This window comes from Bacillus sp. MZGC1 (assembly GCF_002998605.1).
In the GTDB taxonomy this organism is placed as follows: Bacteria; Bacillota; Bacilli; order Bacillales; family Bacillaceae; genus Bacillus.
The window spans coordinates 323,806-345,295 of record NZ_PVRE01000004.1 but is presented as its reverse complement, the minus strand read 5'-3'; the positions used below and the strand labels follow the sequence as shown (position 1 = coordinate 345,295).

24 protein-coding genes are annotated in these 21,490 nt (G+C 43.0%); 2 read left to right on the top strand and 22 right to left on the bottom strand.

What is annotated here, in order from left to right:
- Positions 1-202: 202 nt before the first annotated feature.
- The 6 genes from C6Y06_RS14820 to C6Y06_RS14795 form a co-directional block, all read right to left on the bottom strand.
- Positions 203-2,050 carry a sigma-54-dependent Fis family transcriptional regulator gene (locus C6Y06_RS14820; protein ID WP_106037130.1) on the bottom strand — a complete coding sequence of 616 codons (1,848 nt, stop codon included), beginning with the start codon at positions 2,048-2,050 and terminating at the stop codon, positions 203-205.
- Positions 2,051-2,158: 108 nt separating this feature from the next.
- Positions 2,159-3,538: a dihydrolipoyl dehydrogenase gene (gene lpdA / locus C6Y06_RS14815; RefSeq protein WP_106037129.1), complete on the bottom strand. Its 1,380-nt coding sequence runs from the start codon at positions 3,536-3,538 to the stop codon at positions 2,159-2,161.
- An 18-nt stretch (positions 3,539-3,556) separates the two neighbouring features.
- Positions 3,557-4,687, bottom strand: coding sequence for a dihydrolipoamide acetyltransferase family protein (locus C6Y06_RS14810; protein WP_106037128.1), 1,131 nt, complete (start codon positions 4,685-4,687; stop codon positions 3,557-3,559).
- A gap of 17 nt (positions 4,688-4,704) precedes the next feature.
- Entirely contained in the window at positions 4,705-5,742 is a 1,038-nt protein-coding gene (locus tag C6Y06_RS14805) for an alpha-ketoacid dehydrogenase subunit beta (RefSeq protein ID WP_066031289.1), read from the bottom strand.
- A 20-nt stretch (positions 5,743-5,762) separates the two neighbouring features.
- Positions 5,763-6,740, bottom strand: a complete 978-nt coding sequence (locus C6Y06_RS14800) for a thiamine pyrophosphate-dependent dehydrogenase E1 component subunit alpha (protein ID WP_060595598.1) — start codon at positions 6,738-6,740, stop codon at positions 5,763-5,765.
- Between the two features lie 227 nt (positions 6,741-6,967).
- On the bottom strand, positions 6,968-7,441 hold the full coding sequence (locus C6Y06_RS14795) for a SprT family protein (RefSeq protein ID WP_106037127.1): 474 nt from the start codon (positions 7,439-7,441) through the stop codon (positions 6,968-6,970).
- A 99-nt stretch (positions 7,442-7,540) separates the two neighbouring features.
- On the opposite strand from C6Y06_RS14795, the gene cmpA reads away from it, so the two are divergent.
- The gene (gene cmpA, locus C6Y06_RS14790) at positions 7,541-7,675 is read left to right on the top strand and encodes a cortex morphogenetic protein CmpA (protein WP_095286213.1); all 135 of its coding nucleotides are present in this window, start codon (positions 7,541-7,543) and stop codon (positions 7,673-7,675) included.
- 19 nt (positions 7,676-7,694) lie between these two features.
- Here cmpA and C6Y06_RS14785 read toward each other — a convergent pair whose 3' ends face one another.
- From C6Y06_RS14785 to acpS, 14 genes are all read right to left on the bottom strand, one after another.
- Positions 7,695-9,854 (bottom strand): Tex family protein, encoded by a 2,160-nt coding sequence (locus C6Y06_RS14785; protein WP_106037126.1) that lies wholly within the window; start codon positions 9,852-9,854, stop codon positions 7,695-7,697.
- A 76-nt stretch (positions 9,855-9,930) separates the two neighbouring features.
- The gene (locus C6Y06_RS14780; RefSeq protein ID WP_034663944.1) at positions 9,931-10,530 is read right to left on the bottom strand and encodes a PP2C family serine/threonine-protein phosphatase; all 600 of its coding nucleotides are present in this window, start codon (positions 10,528-10,530) and stop codon (positions 9,931-9,933) included.
- Positions 10,530-11,318, bottom strand: a complete 789-nt coding sequence (sigB, locus tag C6Y06_RS14775) for an RNA polymerase sigma factor SigB (RefSeq protein ID WP_012009000.1) — start codon at positions 11,316-11,318, stop codon at positions 10,530-10,532. Before sigB ends, C6Y06_RS14780 begins: the two co-directional genes overlap by 1 nt.
- Positions 11,284-11,772, bottom strand: coding sequence for an anti-sigma B factor RsbW (rsbW, locus tag C6Y06_RS14770; protein WP_060595595.1), 489 nt, complete (start codon positions 11,770-11,772; stop codon positions 11,284-11,286). The genes sigB and rsbW overlap by 35 nt, the downstream gene beginning before the upstream one ends.
- On the bottom strand, positions 11,769-12,098 hold the full coding sequence (locus tag C6Y06_RS14765; protein WP_060595594.1) for an anti-sigma factor antagonist: 330 nt from the start codon (positions 12,096-12,098) through the stop codon (positions 11,769-11,771). Before C6Y06_RS14765 ends, rsbW begins: the two co-directional genes overlap by 4 nt.
- A gap of 59 nt (positions 12,099-12,157) precedes the next feature.
- Positions 12,158-13,165 (bottom strand): PP2C family protein-serine/threonine phosphatase, encoded by a 1,008-nt coding sequence (locus tag C6Y06_RS14760; RefSeq protein ID WP_060595593.1) that lies wholly within the window; start codon positions 13,163-13,165, stop codon positions 12,158-12,160.
- A gap of 10 nt (positions 13,166-13,175) precedes the next feature.
- Positions 13,176-13,577, bottom strand: coding sequence for an anti-sigma regulatory factor (locus C6Y06_RS14755; RefSeq protein WP_060595592.1), 402 nt, complete (start codon positions 13,575-13,577; stop codon positions 13,176-13,178).
- Positions 13,578-13,579: 2 nt separating this feature from the next.
- The gene (gene rsbS, locus C6Y06_RS14750; protein ID WP_003214235.1) at positions 13,580-13,948 is read right to left on the bottom strand and encodes an RsbT antagonist protein RsbS; all 369 of its coding nucleotides are present in this window, start codon (positions 13,946-13,948) and stop codon (positions 13,580-13,582) included.
- Positions 13,908-14,783 carry an RsbT co-antagonist protein RsbRA gene (locus C6Y06_RS14745; protein ID WP_045210228.1) on the bottom strand — a complete coding sequence of 292 codons (876 nt, stop codon included), beginning with the start codon at positions 14,781-14,783 and terminating at the stop codon, positions 13,908-13,910. The genes rsbS and C6Y06_RS14745 overlap by 41 nt, the downstream gene beginning before the upstream one ends.
- 117 nt (positions 14,784-14,900) lie before the next feature.
- Positions 14,901-15,251 carry a type II toxin-antitoxin system endoribonuclease NdoA gene (ndoA, locus tag C6Y06_RS14740; protein ID WP_003214169.1) on the bottom strand — a complete coding sequence of 117 codons (351 nt, stop codon included), beginning with the start codon at positions 15,249-15,251 and terminating at the stop codon, positions 14,901-14,903.
- A gap of 4 nt (positions 15,252-15,255) precedes the next feature.
- On the bottom strand, positions 15,256-15,537 hold the full coding sequence (locus C6Y06_RS14735) for a hypothetical protein (protein ID WP_012008995.1): 282 nt from the start codon (positions 15,535-15,537) through the stop codon (positions 15,256-15,258).
- Between the two features lie 293 nt (positions 15,538-15,830).
- Positions 15,831-17,012 (bottom strand): alanine racemase, encoded by a 1,182-nt coding sequence (gene alr, locus C6Y06_RS14730; RefSeq protein WP_106037125.1) that lies wholly within the window; start codon positions 17,010-17,012, stop codon positions 15,831-15,833.
- 136 nt (positions 17,013-17,148) lie between these two features.
- On the bottom strand, positions 17,149-18,165 hold the full coding sequence (locus tag C6Y06_RS14725) for a LolA family protein (protein ID WP_106037124.1): 1,017 nt from the start codon (positions 18,163-18,165) through the stop codon (positions 17,149-17,151).
- Positions 18,166-18,325: 160 nt separating this feature from the next.
- Positions 18,326-18,691 (bottom strand): holo-ACP synthase, encoded by a 366-nt coding sequence (gene acpS / locus C6Y06_RS14720; protein WP_034663960.1) that lies wholly within the window; start codon positions 18,689-18,691, stop codon positions 18,326-18,328.
- A 94-nt stretch (positions 18,692-18,785) separates the two neighbouring features.
- On the opposite strand from acpS, the gene C6Y06_RS14715 reads away from it, so the two are divergent.
- On the top strand, positions 18,786-19,391 hold the full coding sequence (locus C6Y06_RS14715) for a rhomboid family intramembrane serine protease (RefSeq protein ID WP_060595589.1): 606 nt from the start codon (positions 18,786-18,788) through the stop codon (positions 19,389-19,391).
- A gap of 56 nt (positions 19,392-19,447) precedes the next feature.
- On the opposite strand, the gene C6Y06_RS14710 is transcribed toward C6Y06_RS14715, so the two are convergent.
- Both C6Y06_RS14710 and C6Y06_RS14705 read right to left on the bottom strand, forming a co-directional pair.
- Positions 19,448-20,947 (bottom strand): PH domain-containing protein, encoded by a 1,500-nt coding sequence (locus C6Y06_RS14710; RefSeq protein WP_066031292.1) that lies wholly within the window; start codon positions 20,945-20,947, stop codon positions 19,448-19,450.
- On the bottom strand, positions 20,937-21,416 hold the full coding sequence (locus C6Y06_RS14705; RefSeq protein ID WP_003214135.1) for a PH domain-containing protein: 480 nt from the start codon (positions 21,414-21,416) through the stop codon (positions 20,937-20,939). The genes C6Y06_RS14710 and C6Y06_RS14705 overlap by 11 nt, the downstream gene beginning before the upstream one ends.
- Positions 21,417-21,490 lie beyond the last annotated feature (74 nt).

Genomic DNA, 21,490 nt, shown 5'->3' with positions numbered 1-21,490 from the left:
CATGTTTCATTATATATATGCCAGAAAAATGTGTCAAGAATTTTTAAGCGTTTCATTCCTGGCCCATTTGCGACGGCTTTTATAATTTAACATATACTAATATAACAGTCAAGCCTTTTTCCATGCCATTTGTTTAACTTGGCAGAAAGCCCCCGACCTCTTCACGTAGACCAAGGGCCTTGATGCAGCCTTCCTCAGGAGACTAAGACAGCTTAAACTTTCGCATCCACTTATAAAAAGTACTTCTTGGCACCCCTGCTAACTTCGCTGCTTCTGACACATGACCTTTTGTTTTATGCAGTGCTTCTATCACTGTTTGCTTTTGAATGCGCTCCCTAAACGTGAGTTCTTTTGGAATCTCGGTACACTCTGCTGGATGCAGCTTCTGCTTTTTCTGATCAATCGTCTCTAATACTGAAGCATATTGCGATTCACCAATCCATCCGCCTTTCGGAAAGAGGACCCTTAGATGTTCAAACAGATTAAAAAGCTCTCGTATGTTTCCCGGCCAGTGGTATTCCTGCAATGTCTGAAAAAATGATTCAGGAAACGCCGCGTTCCAGTGGTGCTTCTTTTGGTAATAACGATATAAATCATGAATGTCTTCTTTTCTTTCTCTAAGCGGCGGGATGTTGATTGGATAGACATGAAGACGGTAATACAAGTCTTCTCGTATTTTTCCTTCCTTCATCAGTTCGTTCATATTACGGTGTGTTGCTGTAATGATTCGAATATCCAAAGGGATTTCGTGTGTCCCGCCGAGCGGAACGACTTTCCTTTCTTCTATCACCCGAAGAAGTGCTACTTGCATCGCATATGGGATTTCGCCAATTTCGTCTAAAAAGAGTGTTCCTTTATGAGCTTGTTCAAATTTCCCTTTAGCTCCGTGACGTTTTGCCCCTGTAAAAGCCCCTTCAGCATAGCCGAATAATTCGCTTTCTAACAGGCTTTCAGGAATGGCTCCGCAATTAACAGGAATAAACGGTCCTCTATGCCTTTCACTGGCTGAGTGAATAGCTCTAGCGGCCAGTTCCTTCCCTGTACCTGTTTCGCCCCAAATATATACATTGGCATCTGTTTGTGCCGCTCTCTTCATCTCACTGAGCGTCTGTTGAAACACCTTACTTGTTCCAGATTCCCCGGGAAATTGAGCAAAGGAAACGGTGATGCTGCTTTTCGCTGCTTCTTCAAGGGAAAGGGACATGCCCAGCATCTTTCCATCTTGCTCTGATTGAATGATCTGCGTTCCCCGGATAACAAATGGATGACCCTTAAGCCGCTCGACTTCCATTCCGTACCAGTCAGAAAATCGTTCTCTAATCGACCGGCTTGCAGAAACAATTTGCTTTTTTTCATTACAGACCACATACGGTTCGTCTGCTTCCACCTGCTGGAGACAATGAGTGATCAGCTCCATCTCTCTCCTTTTTTGCTGGACTTGAATTTCTCTCTCTATGGCATAAGCAACCGTTGAAGCCATTCCAAGCATAAAAGGGTGCTTGTTATCCGCCATACAGGAGATATCAATCACCCCTATGATCGTACCGTCTGCATCACGAATAGGAGCGGCTGAACAACTCCAATGGTGAGAGGCGACAGAAAAATGCTCAGTTCCGTTGATCGTCACAGCTTCCCCGATGACGAGTGCCGTTCCAATAGCGTTCGTCCCTACATCTGTTTCGGTCCAGCGCGACCCCTCCATAAAATTAATTTTTCTTGCTTCCAACATCGTTCTTTCGCTTCCTGTCAGACTTAGCACATAACCGTCTGCATCGATAAGTAAGGCCAGCATGTCAGATTCTTTTAATTGCTGACTGATTTTATTTAAGTAAGGAAGAGCAGCATTGAGGAATAATGAGTATTTCTTTTTTTGGGCACTGAATAATTCCTTTTCTAACAACGACTGTCCTTTATCTAAATACGGATTAACATTTGCCTGTTTACACCTGTGCCATGATTCCATCACTCTCTTATTCAGACGAGACTGATCAAGCAAACCTTCACGAACAAAACGTTTCCACGTATTTAAATAACAAGGCGTCGGATTCATTCCATCCTCTCCTCTGGGGGCTTTTTATTCATTATAGATAATTATAAAAGCGCTTTCAATTAACATTGGCTAACCCAAGAAGTCAATCGGATAGAAATAGAGTCTTTTTCAGCAGTGCACCGCTCGTCCCATTGTTTGCAGCAAGGCTTCGTGTATCGCCTCTGAAAGTGTCGGATGTGCCGCAATAAACTGCTCTAATGTATCAGCGGTCAGCTCTGTATGCATCATCACCGCCGCTTGTCCAATCAGTTCTGTTGCATTCGGTCCAATGATTGATACACCTAAAATTTCTTGATATTGCGGTTCTACAATGACCTTTACTTGACCGGCTGGTTGATTTAATATTAACGCTTTTCCATTTGCAGAAAATGCACATGTCCCTATCCGAATCTCCTCATATTGTTTTCTAGCACTCTCTTCATTTAAACCAACACTGGCGATTTCTGGAGAGGTGTAGAGGCATCTTGGAATCACTTGTTCATTGACTTTTACATGTTCACCTGATGCATGGGATGCCGCAACCGTTCCTTCATGAAAAGCAGTATGAGCAAGCTGGACCCCACCTGTCACATCACCGCACGCATAGATATGTGGGAGATTGGTTTGCATATGTTCATTGACGTAGATTCCGTTTCTGTCAAATTCAATGCCGACCTGATCAAGATTCAACTCTCCAAGCTGCGGAGTTCTGCCAATTGCCACTAAGCAACGATCAGACTGGATTTCACACTGCTCTCCTTGATTTTTCTCTACCACTACTTTTCTTGAAGAAGAATCAAGCTGTTTGACTGCGGCGGACGTCAAAATGTCTACACCCGTTTCTTCGAGTTGCTCGTGAAGACATTGTGCTATATCACAATCTTCTTCAGGTAAAATGTGCACTGCCCGCTCAACCATGACAACTTTTGTCCCCATTCTGCTAAATATGCTTGCAAACTCACAGCCGATCACCCCTCCCCCAATAATACAAAGCGAATCTGGTATCGAAGAAAGTGACATGGCATCCTTGCTGTGAATGATCCATTCCCCATCAAAAGGTGCAAAAGGTAAAGCAGCAGGCGCTGCCCCTGATGCAATAATGATTTGTTTTGCTTGAATGATTTCAGACTTCCCTTCACTTTCTACCAATAGCTCGTGTGCCGATAGAAATGACGCCTTCCCATTCACCACGCTGATTTTGTTTTTATTCATCAAGTAGCGAACGCCATCAGTCAGCTGTTTGACGACAGACTGTTTCCGTTTTTGGACGGCATCCCATTGGATGATAGGCTCATGTTCTGGAAGCTCAATTCCAAAATGTACAGCCGATTTCACATGCTCAAACATTTCGGCGCTATGCAAAAGTGCTTTCGTCGGAATACAGCCTTCATTGAGGCAGGTACCCCCCAGCTGACCTTGATCAATTAACACAACCTTCCTGCCAAAACGGGCGGCTGTTATGGCCGCCACATAACCTGCTGGTCCGCCTCCTATAATGACCAGTGTCATGATACTTTCACCTTCTTCCTATAAAAGAATGGATATTGGTTCTTCTAAATATGCTTTGACCGTTGATAAAAATGCGGATGCCGGCGCTCCGTCCAGCACGCGGTGATCAAACGTAAGACTGAGTGGCAGGATGGTCCCTTTGCACAATTCATCCTCTCGATAAACAGGGGTTTCATACATTGTTCCGACGCCAAGGATACCGGCTTCCGGCGGATTCAAAATCGGAGTGAAATGCTCTACACCATATGCACCTAGGTTAGTGATCGTAAAGGTAGAGCCTTCGATTTCATCGTGAAGAAGTTTGCCTTCACGTGCTTTTTTGCCATACAATTTGATGGTCTTCGCTAGCTCAATGAGCGCTAGTCTCTCCGCATGTCGAATAACTGGCACAGCTAAGCCGTTTTCTAAAGCAGCAGCTATCCCAAGATGAACATACTCAAAAGTTTCCACTCTTTCATTTTGATATTGACTGTTCATCGCAGGGTGTTCGAGTAATGAAAGGATCGTTGCTTTGGCTACAAAATCGGTCATGGTCAATTTTGTATCGTGACGGGCTATGGCTGTTTCATTAAGCTGTTGTTGTAAGTTTGTAAGTTTTGTCACGTCCGCTTTCATCGTAATGGTTAATTGTGCACTTGTTTGCAGGCTTTCCATCATTCTTGAGGCAATTGTTTTCCGCATCGTGTTAACAGGTTGATGCTCTGTCTCATTTTGTTTTTTCTCTGCCCGTTCTGGAAGCGCATGAAGCACATCCGCTTTCGTAATTCTTCCCCCCGGTCCTGTCCCCACCAGCGTATCAATGTCTAGGTTTACGCTATTCGCAATTTTACGAGCAACAGGGGAGATTTTCTTTCTCTCTTTCTTTGGTTTTGACTGGACGTCTCTTTCTTTCTTTTCCTCCACCTGTTCATTTCCTTCACCGATATAGCAAATGACCGTGCCAGGCGGTACACCTTCTCCCTCAGACACTTTTATATCCAATATGGTTCCTTCAGCAGGTGATTCGATCTCCATTTCAATTTTTTCGGAGTTGATGCTTGCAATGCTTTCCCCTTTATTTACGGTCTCACCGACCTCCTTATTCCAGACAGATACCGTTCCTTCTTTCATCGACATACCCAATTTAGGCATCACAACTTCGACAGCCATCTCCCTCTCTCCTTTCTTTAGTTCAAGATCTTGTCATGACTCTTGCCAATCATCTCTAATACGGTGTTCACAATCTTATCAGGTGTCGGCAGATATATATCTTCAAGAGGTGGTGAAAATGGTACTGGTGTATGAGGAGCCGTCACTTTTTTGATTGGAGCGTCAAGTAAATCGAATCCTTTATCTGCAATCAAAGAAGAGATATCTGCGGCAATTCCGCACCTTGGATTTGCTTCATCCACAATGACAAGCCGATTTGTTTTTTCTACCGAAGTCAGAATGGCCTCTTCATCGAGCGGCGACAAGCTTCTTGGATCAATCACTTCCGCTTCAATACCTTGAGCAGCTAACTCTTCTGCCGCTTCGAGTGCTGTATGCACTTGTTTGCCTACTGCAAAGATGGTTACATCAGAACCCTCTCTCTTCACATCTGCTTTACCAAGCGGCAATGTGTAATACCTCTCCGGCACATCTCCTGTGATATTGTAAAGCGTCTTGTCTTCAAAAAAGATGACAGGGTCCTGATCCTCGATGGCTGCCAGCAGCAGCCCTTTGGCATCATAAGGTGAAGAAGGCACAACTACTTTCAATCCAGGGATGCTTGTAAATAGCGCATACAAACTTTGCGAATGCTGGGCAGCTGCTCTAAAACCCGCCCCATGTGTCGTTCTAATCGTGATCGGCACCTCTGCTTTTCCGCCAAACATGTATCGAAATTTTGCGCCTTGATTCAGCACTTGGTCCAGACAAGTACCGATAAAATCATTAAACATGAGCTCCGCAATTGGTCTTAGCCCTGTTGAAGCAGCTGCCATGGCCGCGCCTACATAGCCAGCTTCACTAATCGGTGTGTCTAGGACACGCTCACGTCCAAACTCCTGTACGATTCCTTTTGTTACTCCAAGAACTCCGCCCCATGCTTCATCATCCTGTAAGTGATCTACATGAGCGCCTCCCGCAACATCTTCCCCCATTAAAATGACATCTTCGTCTCTTCTCATTGCCAGTTTAATCGCTTCATTCAAAGCACTAGACATGCTGATTTCTCTTGTCATTTTCCTCTCCCCTTTCTGATTTATTGATACGAAACATACACATCGGTCAGTAATTCGGTATGATCTGGATATTCACTTTCTTCACTGAATCTAACGGCTTCATCTATCGCTTCTGCTACAGCCGCTTCAATACTTGATATCTCCTGATTCGTCAGCAGCTGCTTCTTTAATAATTCATTTTTAAAAAGAGCGATGGCATCTTTCTCTTCTTGGTGTTCTGCTTTTTCTTGATTTGTTTTGTAGCGCTGGGCATCTCCTTCAAAATGTCCATAATTCCGATATGTCATGCATTCAATCAATGTCGGACCTTCTCCATTTTTTGCTCGTTCTATCGCTTGTTCTGCTGCTTGATAAACGGCTGTCACATCTTTTCCATCTACTTGAATACCCGGAATGCCATAACTGGCGGCTCGATCCACGATCGATTTGCAGCTTGAAGCATAGGAAAATGGCGTCGCTTCCCCGTAACCATTGTTTTCTGCGATGAAAATGACAGGCAGTTTCCAGATGGCGGCGAGATTGATTCCTTCGTGAAAAGTCCCTTGATTGTTTGCACCATCCCCAAAAAAGCAAACGCTTACATTGTTTGTCTTTTTATATTTAGCCGTGAGGGCTGCCCCGCACGCAAGTGGAAAGCCGCCTCCAACAATTCCGTTGGCACCGAGCATTCCTTTATCAAAATCTGCAATGTGCATGGATCCACCTTTTCCTTTACAAAGACCTGTGGCTTTTCCATAGATTTCTGCCATCATTCCTTTTAGATCACAGCCCTTAGCGATACAATGGCCGTGGCCGCGGTGTGTACTTGTAATACTGTCTTGTTCATTCAGATGAGCGCAGACTCCTACAGCAACAGCTTCTTCGCCAGCATAAAGATGGACAAAACCTGGTAAGATCCCTTTTGTAAAAAGCGTGTGTACTTGATCTTCAAATTGGCGGATTTCCTGCATTTTTTGATACATCCAAACGGCTTTTTCTTTTGTGAGTGCCATTTCCATATGGTAAAACCTCCTATCTTTTTTTGCTTGCACTTATATACAAGCAAAAAACGTGCCAACATCATGGCACTTGAAAACTTAGGTTTTGAACGATTCACACCGATCAAAAAAGAGACAAAATGAGACTTGCGTCTCTTTTTGTCTCAATATGTCTACTTCATCTCCTACATATCACGATGATCAGTTCCATTGGACACAAAAAAAAGCATCCCATAAAGGAATGCTTTTCATTCTGTATCGATTGTACGCTGCCATTTTAATTTTCCTTTGCAGACGCCGCATACATAGCGAGAGGTATCAAATCGTCTTTTCCTGATAAAATACTGACCGCATCCTGTGCAGACATATTCATGACGTTTCTGTACACGCCGTTTATTTTGTACCGTCTTTAGCGGTGTACAAAAACGCGGGGCTCCTACTTGTTCTAATAACTCTTTAAAGGAACGGTCACGATGCTGATAGCCCTTTCCCTCAAGGTGCAGATGATAATGACACAGTTCATGCTTAATGATACCGATCAATTCGTCTCTTCCATGCTCCTCTAAATATCGGCGATTTAACTCAATATTGTGTGAACCAAGCAAATATCTTCCGCCTGTCGTTTTGAGACGGTCATTAAAAACAGCTTGATGGCGGAATGCCTTACCAAAGAACTGCTCAGAAATATGCTCTGTTAACTGCTGTAACTCCCTCTCCTTCAATCAAGATCGTTCCTTTCTATAAAAACCTCGAACGGGACAATTTCCCCTTTGCATACATTGAAGGTACACCCACTGTTTCGATCAAAGGAGGAATGGGCGATGCCCAACTGGCTGAAAAATCAGATGCAGAAGGCATTTTTTGAAAAAAATCATTACCAAATCAAATTGCTGAATCAATGCTGGTACTTCTACAGAAAAAAACATTCAGTCACATCAAGGCACACCCCATCCTAAGGTGCGCCTCGTTTTTTGTTTACTCTGGTTTCAGCATGGAGAGGGCAACGCGGCCTTTTGCCTGGTCAACGGAGTCCACCCATACAGTTACAATGTCACCAACTGATACAACGTCAAGCGGATGCTTCACAAAACGGTTGCTTAGCTTTGAAATATGTACAAGCCCGTCCTGCTTTACACCAATATCAACGAATGCGCCGAAGTCTACGACGTTTCGCACCGTTCCTTGCAGCTCCATTCCTTGCTTCAAGTCCTCCAATTTCAACACATCTGTTTTCAAAAGAGGTTTTGGGACTTCATCGCGCGGATCACGCTCAGGTCTTGTCAGCTGATCGATGATATCCTGAAGTGTAATGATACCAATATCAAGCTGCTCTGCTGCTTCGTCCAGTTTGACCTCTGCAATTTTCTCCTTTAACTGCTCTGTGCCAAGATCGTCTGGCGTCATCTTGATCATGCGTAAGAATTGTTTTGTTTCTTTATAGCTCTCTGGGTGAATGCCTGTACGATCAAGTGGATCTTGTCCGTCTGCGATGCGGAGGAAGCCGATACACTGCTCATAAGTCTTAGCACCAAGTCTTGGAATATCCTTGAGCTCTTTTCTGCTTGTGAATCTCCCAATCTCTTCGCGGCGCTTGATGATATTTCCTGCGACAGCTTTTGAAAGACCTGACACATATTGCAGCAGCGCCTGTGAGGCCGTATTGACGTTCACACCGACTTGGTTGACGACAGTCTCCACCACGAAGGTTAACGAGCTGTTTAATTGCTTTTGGCTCACGTCATGCTGGTATTGGCCCACCCCGACAGACTTCGGATCAATTTTCACAAGCTCTGCTAAAGGATCTTGTAATCTTCGAGCGATGGAAATGGCGCTTCGTTCTTCGACTTGCAGGTCTGGAAACTCTTCTCGCGCCAGTGCAGACGCAGAGTATACACTTGCTCCTGCTTCATTCACGATTAAATAGGACACCGGCTGATCCAGCTCTTGAATCAGGTCTGCGATGAATTGTTCGGTCTCTCTTGAGGCTGTTCCATTTCCAATCGCAATGACTTCAATGTTTGATGATTGAATGATCTCTTTGACTTTTTGTTTGGCTTCCGCTTTTTTCTGCACAGGCGGGTGCGGGTAAATGACGCCAATATGATAGACTTTGCCCGTATCATCCACGACGGCTAACTTACAGCCTGTACGAAATGCAGGGTCGACTCCTAGTACACGCTTCCCTTTCATCGGCGGCTGAAGAAGCAGTTTTCTTAAGTTTTCAGCAAAAATATGAATCGCTTGCTCTTCTGCCTTTTCTGTCAGCTCTTTGCGTATTTCTCGTTCGATTGAAGGCTGAATGAGGCGCTTATAGGCATCATCAATTGCCGCTTCAATAAACGGTCTCGCCGTCGTCTGCTTGCCTTTTATGACTTGCTTGTCGAGATAGAAACGAATATTTTCAGCAGGTGGTTCGATGGCTGCCTTTAAGATGCCTTCTTTCTCTCCACGATTGACCGCTAGTACACGGTGGGGCACTATCTTTTTGATGGGCTCTTGATAATCGTAATACATTTCATAGACGTTTTTCTCATCGCTCTCGATGTCTTTTCCTGATGTGACCAGACTGCCCTTTTGGTACGTTTCACTGCGAATCCATTTCCGCATATCAGGATCATCAGCCAGCTGTTCAGCAATGATGTGCTGCGCGCCTTCAAGTGCCTCGTCTACACTTCTTACTTCCTTTTCTTCGTTGATAAAAGAAGCAGCCTTCTTCTCGATCTCATCGCTTGGCAGCACGAGTACATATTCCGCCAGCGGCTCGAGCCCTTTTGCTTTGGCTACATTCGCCTTTGTTTTACGTTTTTGTTTGAATGGCCGGTATAAATCTTCGACCTCTTGCAGTTTATGAGCTTGTTCAATTTTTTGTTTTAATTCATCCGTCAGTTTGTCTTGTTCAGCGATTAAGCGAATGACTTCTTCTTTTCGGTTCATGACATTTTGGATATATGTATAGCGCTCTGAAATGGTTTGAATTTGCACCTCATCCAGTGAGCCTGTCTGTTCTTTCCGGTAACGGGCAATAAACGGGACGGTGTTGCCATCCTCTAAGAGCTTGATGACACTTTCAATTTGTTTTGTTGAAAGCTTTAATTCTGTTGCAATTTGTTTCAATAAAAAGTCAGATGTCTTCATACTTTGCATCCTCTCACTGTGTCTTCTCTTTTAGTGTATCAAAAAAACCGGCAAAACAGAAAAAAGGTCAGCTATTTTACATGAGCTGACCAAGTACATAGGTGAGATCGTCTTTCTTGTCTTGTGTGTATGTTTCAAGCTGTTTGGCAATGTCTGCAACTGAATGACTATGCTTTAAACACATTCTCATGTTTGGCACATTCAGTCCGTCTGAATACATAATGAATGTCGATCCTTTTTCGTAGGAATAGGTGTAAGTTTTATATTTTCTAGGTTTCCCTGATAAGTATCCTGATGTCGGAAGTGGATAAATATAGTCGCCAGAAGGGGCATTCAAGATAAACCGAATATTACCAACCGAACAATAGGTAAATTGCTGCTGGGAAAAATTCACCTTTAAGATCGCAACTGTGGCCCCGCGTTTATTTTTCATAGCCTGATTGCATCTGTCGATGAGGGTCGTCATATCCTCATGTCCATATTCTTCGACAATTTCGCTGACTAAAGAAGATGATTCATTGGCGAACTGACCGCTGCCTAATCCGTCTGCCACAGCACAAATTAGTTCTTCATCATCTGCTTTAATAAAAAAACTGTCCCCGCAGCATGATTTCCCTTCTTTATTCGATTGATAGATAATAGCATTCACATGCTCATGCTGTTCAATCTGCTTCATTACCCTAGCTCCATAGACGCATCTTCTGATAATGCATCTCGTAGCTTTTTAACTGCCTTCCGTTGCAGTCTCGATACATGCATTTGGGATATCCCGAGTAAATCGCCTGTTTCTTTCTGACTCTTATTTTGTAAATAAGTCAGATTGATAATCTCTTTTTCTCGATCTGTCAGAACATGAAGCACACTCTCAAGCATCATTTTTTGGTTTACACGTTCGTAGCCCTCTTCTTGTGAGCCGACAACGTCTAAAATGGTGACTGTACTTCCTTCAGAATCAGCCTCTACGCCTTGGTCAACAGACAGCGCTTGATAGCTTTTGCCCATCTCCATGGTTTCCAGTACTTCTTCCTCTGTGACATCTAGGTATTCTGCAATTTCTTGAACTTTAGGTGACTTTTGCGTCTCCGTTGTCAGATGATCAACTGCCATCTTGATTCTTGGTCCAAGCTCTTTGATTCGCCTTGGTACATGGACACTCCATGTTTTATCTCGTAAAAAGCGTTTGATTTCTCCGATGATGGTTGGAATGGCAAAGGCTTCAAATGATTTACCGACGAGCGGGTCATATCGCTTAATAGCGCCGAGTAAACCAATCATTCCAACTTGTCTGAGATCTTCATGAAAGCTTTTTCCTTTGGAATATTTTTTTGCCAGCATATCGACCAAGTTTGTATAGCATTCGACCAGCGTGAGCTGCGCCTGCTCATCTTGATTGGATTGATAGCTTTGGATGAGACGATCCACTTCATCTTTAGTTAGTTTCATAGTTTTGGATGGTTGTGTCATGGTCAACTCGCTCCCTGTTTAAAAACTTTGTCATCGCAACGGTAACTCCGGAGTTTGCTTGCACCTCGACTTCATCCATCAATGTTTGCATTAAGTATAAACCAAGACCTCCTTCTGCCAATTGATCGACCGTATGAGCAGATGTGTACGGTCCTAGGTCTTCCTGCTTTTGCTTAAAGTCAAAGCTACCGCCTTTGTCCGCGACAATGATTTCTAGACGATCCTCGTAGACAAGAAAGCGAACAGCTACCTCTCCATCTTCGCCATGTTCACCTTTGTAGGCATGCTGAACTGCATTTGTACAAGCCTCACTGACGGCAATTTTTAAGTCTTCAATCTCTTCGTAAACATAGCCCATTCGACTTGCTACGCCTGAAAGAGTCAGGCGAATGATGCCTACGTATTCTGGTTTCGCTGGGATTTTCATCTCGATTAGATCTACTGATTCGTTCATTGTACCCCACCCTCTGTCTTTGCAGAAATGTCAATGATGTCCTTTAGTCCAGTAATTTCAAACAACCTTACAAGCCGATCTGACAAGTTCTCAAGCTTTAATGTTCCACCTGCTTTTTGAGCCGCTTTAAACAGCCCAACAAATACACCTAATCCTGTACTATCCATATACGTAACATCCTTCAAACAGATTTCAAGATGCTCTCCCGCCTCGGCTTTAGGCATGAGCGTTTCTCTTAGCTCAGGTGCGGAGTACACATCGATTTCTCCGCTGACACTAATTTTCGTTTTTTGATCTATTTGATGCTCTTTCACTGTCATATTCATTATGCATTCACCTCGAAATTCTTGTTTCCTAGAATTTTATATACCCGCATCTTCACTTTCTAAACCTTTCTTTTGAGCACAAGTAAAGTGAAGTCATCGTGAAGCTGAAAATCTTGCAGCTTGAGTAAGCTGGCATAGATGGCATCGACCATTTCCTGAGCTGAGTAGGATAGGTGCTCTGCTATAAGCGCTTTGATATCCTCCCGCTCTAAGAAACCGTCCTCTGACTTAGATTCTGTGACACCATCAGAGAATAAGATCACCATATCTCCTGCGTCCAAGTGCTTCTCATACTGCTTGTAGTCAAAGTCTGGTGCGATTCCAAGGACAAGTCCTCTAGCATCTAAATCGTAAAATTGATTCTCTTTTTTGCAATAGAAAAAGCCCGGCTCATGACCAGCCGATGCGTATTTAAATTCATGTGTTTCTGTATTATAGCTGCCATAGAACATGGTGATAAACATGCTTGGGTCTACGTTTTGTTCGACAACACGATTAAGGGTTTTTAGGACCTTTGTTGGGCCGCTCCCTGACTCCGGCAAGGAATCCATCGCATACTTAATCATCGACATACAGAGCGCAGCCGGGATGCCTTTCCCAATCACATCTGCGATCGCGATATTGATTGTATCGTGATCGGTGACAAAGTGAAAATAATCTCCACTCATCTGTTTTGCCGGCACACTAATGGCACCAATATCAAAGGTGTCACCTTCTGGTATTTTCGTTTCCAGAAGGGTTTGCTGAACATTTGCAGCAATTTCAATCTCTGATTTAATTTCTTGCTGGATGCCTCTGAGTGTTAAATGTTCCTGGTAGGCAAGTCCGTACCCAATCATGACTTCAATTAAGAAGTCTAGTGAATGAAAGACATCTTCCGGCAAATCAGGGTATAGCTCCTGAATCACTTTTCGGTGAACACTCACTATTTCTTCAGGAGGTATTTGATGCTCAATGGTTTTTCGGCTAAATTTTTGAGCTTGATAAAGCGATGTTTCAGTTAGATCACTGATATAACGACTGAGCAGCTGATGATACCGCTGCTCCATTACCTCCTTAAAATCCATGGTTTCCCTCCTAGCGAAGCCACTTGACAGCTTGTATCTCCGTTCCTTGTTCTTGTGTAGAATCTAATTTAAAATCATCCATCAGTCTTCTGACTCCCGGAAGACCTGCTCCGAGTCCGCCTGATGTAGAAAAACCGTCTTCCATCACTTTACGTATATCCATGATGCCAGGTCCTTCATCGGCTGCAATGATTTTGAGTCCACGCTTTCCGCGCTCCATCACTTCTTCTATACAAATCTGACCTTTACCAGCGTATAAATAGATGTTTCGTGCTAATTCAGAAATAGCCGTCGTAATTCTTGCTTGGTCAACTGTTCCAAAGCCTAATTCTTTAGCAACATTTCGTCCCAGTTGTCTTGCCGCAACTATGTCCCATTCCGTCAAAATTTTCACACAGGATTGGTCTTTCATATCTATTCCCCCAATTCCCGCTTCAATGTCTCAAGCCCTTGTTCAAGATCTAATGCTGTCTGAATTTCTTCCAGTGATATACCAAGTTCAATGAGTGTTACAGCGACTGCCGGCTGTATTCCTGTTAATACAACTTTTGCCCCCATGAGCTTTGACATCGTGATGACATCGCCTAATACTTTTGCGATAAATGAATCGATCATATCAACAGATGTTAGGTCAATGACAACGCCGTTCGCTCCTGTTTCATGAATTTTATTCAGCAAATCTTCTTGAAAGTGAAGGGCTGTTTGGTCATCAAGCTCCCACTGTATCGAAATTAGAAGACAATTATATAATTTTAAGATTGGAATCTTCGGGTGATTTCTCACTGGGTTTCCCCTCCAATGAAACAATTTTTCGATTTGTCATTTCTAAAGCAGTTTGAATTCCTTTTTGAAGGGTATTCTTTGTTGTAACTTGAGATAAATCAATTCCAAGGGTGACGATGGTTTGGGCGATTTCTGGACGAATACCGACTAATAAGCATTTTGCACCTACTAATCTCACAGCCTCTGACGCTTGAATGATATGGTGTGCCACCATTGTATCGACGACAGGTACACCGGTGATGTCGATTAAGACCACCTGTGACCGATGCTTCACAACGCCATTTAACAGATTCTCCATGATCTTCTTCGCACGGTCTGTATCAATTGTTCCGACAAGAGGCATGACAGTGATGTGCTCAAACACCGGAATCAGCGGAGCAGAAAGTTCTTGTAACGCAATTTTTTGAAGGTTGACGGTTTTCTCCCATGAGATGGAGTAGTGATTCAATATTTCGTTATGAACTGGTGAGATGAACCGATCAATTTCCCATATGAGCTCATTACTTCCTTGTTCAGTATTTTTGTCACTGTTCATTTTGTGATATAAGTGTGAACGGATTTCCGTTAGCCCTTTTGCCAGTAACTTAAGTGATATACCCATTTGTACAATTTTTAAAGCAAAAGATTGCACTTTTTCTTCAAAATCCTCAGCATTCGCCTCTGAAAGGGATGCTAGAATAAGCTGGACATATTCGGAACAAATCGTTTCATACATTTTATCGTTTAGCATCATGTCCGTTTCTTCTTCTCCGAGTCGTTTGAAGATGTCAGTCCATTCTTTTTCTAATTCCTTTTGGTGCGCTCTCGCAAAAGCTAACACGATATGATTCGACATATTTTACCCCCTACATACATAAAAAACAATAACTTTCATTCTCTCTCCATTATAGCCTTAATAAAAAATGAACACAAAAAAAAGTTGCTCACAGGAGAGCAACCAAATATCACCATATTAAAAATCAATAAGAGCCAAACTAACTTGTAAGGCTTCATCAACCTTCTCCATCATCTCATCATCAAGATGTGTGATTTTATCTGTCAATCTTTGTTTATCGATTGTACGAATCTGTTCCAAAAGAATGACAGAATCTCGTTCAAAGCCGTAGCGCTTTGCATTGATTTCGACGTGAGTCGGTAATTTCGCTTTTTGTATTTGGGCTGTTATGGCTGCAACGATAGCAGTCGGGCTGAAGCGATTTCCAATGTCATTTTGAATCACCAATACTGGGCGAACCCCGCCCTGCTCGGAGCCAACAACAGGAGATAAATCAGCAAAGTAAACATCACCGCGTTTAACAATCAAATGTTTAACCCCCGCTGACTAATCGCTCAACTGTATTCTCAGCCTCAAACTCTGCGTATTGTGCCTCTGAAGAGATATTCAGATTAATTTTCGCCATCTCCATGTAGCCGCGTCTCATCGATTCACGATTTTGTCGAATATTACGTTCACGAATATACGTTTTTGTCGCTCGGTAGATCAATTCATTTCTTGTTACCTTATCCTGCTCTGCTACTCGTTCGATCTCAGACATTAAAGTCTCCGGCAGTCGAATCTTCATTTCGTTTGTTGCGCTGGATTCAGACAAAAAACATACACCTCCACAAAACTTACGGATACCGTATCGATCCATTCCAAGACTAATCATACCATTATTCAATGCACAAGCAAAGCTGTTTTTTCATGATTTCTTATTAGAACATGAAGCGGCTCGCCACCCGTAAATCAAGATGATAATGGAGTTCCTCTTTCCCATTATACGCTTTTTTCCGAAAATCATACGGTATTTCCAAAATCTCTAAAAAAGGGAGAATGTTTACCCTACTTTTGTCGAATAAAAAAGAACGAAGTCAGTTTGACCATCGTTCTTTTGAACACTGTTTATAAAAAGCTTGGCCCGCTTTGAAGCAGCGGATTCCGTACATGCACTCTTTTGCCGTCCTCCATATATACTCTTGGGATGCGGTGGCCAATCGAGCAAGTGACTTCATAGTTAATGGTTTCAAGCCTTTTTGCGATTTCATCGACTGATACCATGTCTCCCCCTTGCTTACCAATTAAAACGACCGGCTCCCCTACTGGAAGATTGTCTTTCAGTTCAATCATGAATTGATCCATGCAAACCCTTCCTGCGATCTTCCTGCGCTTTCCGCCAACGAGCACTTCCGTTCCTGCCAGCTTCCTGATCCACCCATCTGCATAGCCGACTGGAACCGTGCCGATCCACGTATCTTGATTGGCTGTATACGCCGCCCCGTAGCTGACACTCTCACCCTTTTGAATGTGCTTCACATGGGCAAGCTTTGTATGAAGAGACATGGCTTCTTCCAGCTTGAAAGGCAATTCATCCTTGATTTCTTCTGACGGTGACAGCCCGTACATACTGATGCCGAAGCGAACCATATTAAACAAAACGTCTTTAAACCTTAGACCTGCTGCACTGTTGGCGCAATGAACGAGCAGCTTGTCCGTATGAAGCGGCTCGAGCAATGTTTGAAAGGTATCGACCTGCCGATCAAAGTAGGCCTCATCCTTTTCATCTGCTGTCGCAAAGTGAGTAAATACGCCTTCCAGCTGTAAATAAGAGTGTTCACTGACAAGCTTTTTCACTTCGTTCACTTGCTCTATCGTTTTCACACCTAATCGGTTCATTCCGCTGTCTATTTTCAAATGAAAACGTATAGGTTGTCCCATCTGCCCTTTCATCATTGTGGTGACTTCTCTCAGCCAATCGATGGAGTAAGCGGTCATGATGACATTGTATCGAACGGCGGCTTTGACATATTCCGGCGGTACGGCGCCGAGTACAAGAATCGGTGCTTTGATGCCTTTATTTCTTAAAGAAACGGCCTCATCTAAAAAGGCTACGGCTAATAAGTCTGCTCCTGCTTTGAGGGCAGCTCTTGCCACTTCTATATCTCCATGTCCATATGCATTGGCTTTCACCACAGCCATCAGTTGAACACTTTGACCAATATGATCTTTCATATGTGAAACATTATGCTTAATTGCTGTTAAATTAATTTCTGCCCATGTGTCTCTATAAAAGGCATTTGTGTCCATCCGTCACACTTCCCTATTGAATGATTCAATACCTTCATTATGATACTAAAAATCAAGAATAATGTGAAACAAATCAAAAAACATCAGCCCTTGCATAGGGCTGATGTTTCATTTCCAAGGCTCTCGCCTGAGATATTTATTTAGCTGACTGGCCTTCTACACTCTTTGCAACCATCAAGAGCTCTTCCTTCGATAGATCACTTGAAGAAATCAAGTAGTCCACTCCGTCAGATGTCCATGAAAGGGATTGATCTGTGAGAACCCCAACTGTCATGCCAAGGTCGACTGGCTCGCCGTTCATCGTCACAGGCGTAGATGCTTCAGCTACTCTCGCTTTTTCCTGAATGAGTGTGAAGGATTTCTTACCGCCATACGTCATCACATAACGTTTCCCAGCATCTGTCATCATTTCTTTCTCTTCCATCTTCTTCACGCCCTCTGGCATATCAACTGGCGTTTTCACCGCAAAGCTGTCAGATGAGTCTGCACTTGTGGCTACATCCATTTGAGAGAGTGTCATGTTTTTCTTCTCATCAAATGCATCTTTGTCAAAGGATTTATTGAATTCAAAGTGAGAGAATTCCACTTTCACCATTGGCTTTTTGTCGCTATCCAGTACTTTCACACTGGCAGGCGCCATTGTTTTTTTATGAAAGGTAATCTCTTGGGTAGGCAGCATTTGGTTGTGCTGATAATTGGTTTTGGTTTCGAACACATACTTTGAATCTTTCGCTTTGAACTGAGCTGCACTGTCATTTTTAATGTCCTTCACGAGTGACTCAAATAAGTAGACCTGACTGCTATTATTTGGCCAATCACTGTGGAAACGGAAGCTCTTGTTCAATGAAGGTGTCAGCACAAACACACCATTGCCATTTCTTAAAATGACTTGACTCTGATCCTTTTTCGGATTTTCTAAATAGACACGGTAAAGTTCCGGCTTCTTGTACCAAATTTCTACTCGATACTCCTGCGGGTCATTTCCTGTCTCAATGGTCATTTTTGCTTTGGCTTTGTATGATGTCATTTCCTCTGCCTTTTTGTTTAAATCTCCAACGATATCCTGCTGAGATTTTTGACCGCATGCGGAGAGAATCAGTACAAAAAGGATTCCCGTTACAAGCAAAACAAAGCTTTTTCTCACCCTTTTCAACCCCTTCGTTAATTGTGTTAAAAGGAAGAAACCGCTTGTTTGACTTTAACAGTACGCCTCAAGAGTTAACTGCGTACCGCGAACCATCAAAGCCTGTTAGCAACTCGCCCTTCCTTATCGCACTACCCAATATATGAAGGGGGGACAAACAATATGCAGACTAGCTTGACAACCTTTCAATTAAAACTTGTGCAGCAGCATATTCTTTCGTGTGAGTGATGGACACATGAACCTGGTCGCCCATCGTTTTCTTGCTTTTGATGAAAGGTTTTCCATGTTCGTCTTTCTGGATTTCCAAGTCATGAAAGCTTAAATGCCGGCCGATTCCCGTTCCGTAAGCTTTAGCGAAAGCTTCCTTTGCTACAAACCTTCCCGCCAAAAATTCCAGCTGCCTCTTTTCACTGAGTTCGTTAAAGATGTCTTGTTCACTTAACGTTAAAATTCGTTCTGGTAAACGAGGCTGTCTGTTAAGCACTCGCGCGAGCCGGTTGATTTCTACAATATCAATGCCTATTCCTTTAATCATGAGGTACCTCCTATGATACTCGTACTAATTTGGATGTTCTCTTCATAAACGTGTTACTATAAACTTACCATTATCTAGTCAAAAGGGGTTTGTTATGTTTATTCGAACGGAGAGCTTTCAACAATTTATTAGATCGTATCCAATCGTAACAACGATCCTTGCTTTGCAAATTGGTCTGTGGCTTATATTTGCGATTCCTATCCCTCTTATACAGCTTGGTCACGACCATCTCGTCGGTTTCAATTATGGGGTAGCTGCCGGAGAATGGTGGCGGCTCGTCACACCTATTTTCCTTCACGGAAGTCTGACCCATATTTTGTTCAATTCTATGTCCTTGTTCTTATTCGCTCCAGCGCTTGAGTATTTGCTTGGGAAGGTTCGATTTCTGATCATCTATCTTGGTGCAGGGTTCATTGGCAATCTCGGAACCTATTGGGTAGAGCCTTTAGAGTATGTACATGTCGGCGCTTCTGGTGCCATCTTCGGTTTGTTTGGCGTTTATTTATACCTTGTTCTATTTAAACCGCACATGATGGACCGCGGCAATTCTCAGGTGATCATAACGATTCTTGCAGTCTCTGTCATCATGACTTTCGTTAACTCAAACATCAATATTATGGCTCACTTATTTGGATTGATCGGCGGCATGCTCCTAGCACCTCTTACGCTATTTTTCCATTCAAAAAAAAGACGCTACTAACCTCATAAAAAATGTCGATCACTCCTATGAACGGGAAGCTGATCGACATTTTTTGTTTAAGAAGATTTATTTTTTTCATACGAATACCAATCCATTACACGTGCAGCATCTTCTTCCTCAAGGTGATGCACACCAAAGGAATCAAGCAGTGCAGAGGATTTCACAAAGGTGTGAATACTCGCCAATCGGCCTTTCTTTTGGAAGAAAGATTGCGTCATCGTATAGTTTTGCATTCGTTTTCTCAAGACAATGCCAGTGGTTTTGCCAATGCCTCTTGATGTCAGTTGAATCAATGGATCTTTGATCGTATAGCCTGATTGTTTATAAGCTAAATAGCCAAAAACCAAAGCAATAGGAAGCGGAATAAGTGCCAAATACCCCCATGGCGGAAAACGTACAGATAGGATCACGCCGACAAGTAATGGCACAAAACCGAAAGAGATCAGGTAGCGTTTGAGTGAACGCTTTGGCACCTTTTTCAGTTCAGCTTCTGGCGCCAAGTGATAATGATCTGTGAATTGAGACAGCAGTTCGTTGATTTTTTTCTTCCGAATAAGCGGAAATAAGACGGAAGAGGTTTCTTTTTCTGTAATAGAACCTCCTGCGCTCACAAGCATCACCGTCGCAAAGCCAAAAGGCTCACGGAGAATATTTTCTTTGATTTTCACTGCTTGAATTCTCGCAAGTGGAATGGTCATTTGATGCCTCTCGATGAGCCCTCTTGTGATGATGATGTCTTTCCCTTTTCGTTTTGCGGTAAAATTCGCATATTGAAGGGCTGTTACCCCAACACTAAGAATCCACGCAATCAATACGGCAAGAAATATGAGAATCGCATAAATCTCAACACTCGCATGACTTAAAAAAGAGAACCGCTTAAAGAATCCGTCCAAAGGAAGAATTTCATCTATTTGTGTGTAAATGGCAAGACACCCGGAAATAATGACTCCGATTCCGCTTGAAGTGGTCGCAGCCAAAAGCAGCTCTGGTACACCCATCCGATAGGAAACATTCATTTCTTCTTCTACAGGTTGTTGCGCTGTCAGAGGATCATGCGGAACATCCCTATTTTCATCCAACACCTCTTCTTGCTGCAAGCTTTTCTTCCGGTTGAAAATTGATTGCTTTAATTGTTCCGCTTCTGCTTTTGTAATCGCCGTCAGGCTCACTTCCGGACCGTCCGTTCCGCCTGCTGTTTCGATTTGGACCCGCACCAAGCCGAAAATCCGCTGGAAGATACCTTCACTTGTATTCACCGTTTGAATTCGTTCTAACGAAATATATTTTTTCTTTTTTGTGATGACGCCGGATTCCACGCGAAATTCATCATCTTCCATCCGGTAGGTGAATCGCCTCCATGCTAAAACGGTTGAAACAGCTTTCCATAAAAGAAGCACACCAAGAATGATAAATGCATAAAAACGAATGCTCGAATTCGAGTTCACAAAAATAAGCACGAAAAAAGGGATAATGAAGTTTTTGATCATGGATACGGCATCTGATATAAAATCAATGAACATCGAGATTGGATGTACACGTTTTGGTTCAGACATCATCTTCCGTCACCCTTGCTAAACGAGATATGTAATCACGAAGCTCATCTGCTTCTTCTAATTCTAGCGCCGGTATATCATGAACTGTAGCAGCAGTCGATATTTGAACAGATGCCAAACGGTAGCGCCTTAAAAGCGGTCCTTGCGATGTATCGACATGCTGGACTCGCACCATCGGCACAATCACACGTGTGACACGAATGAGTCCATGCTGAATTTCAATTTCATTTTCGAATACTTCGTAGCGCCAGATGCGATGACGGATTTTCGGTATAAGCCAAATGCCAAAAATGACCTGTAAGACCCATAAACCGGCGAGGATGGCGCCAATCCAATATGGCCATTGAAGATAATAACTAGCAACAAATACCCCAATGATGATGAGTAAGAAAATCAATGAGATAATTCCATTTTGAAGACGCCATACCTTTAAACCATTTAAACTAATTTGACGTTGCGGCTGTTTTCTCACATTCTTCCCCCATTCTCTTACTTTTCTATCAATATATTACGAAACAAAGCCTAAAAAGTTTCAACAAACCTGTT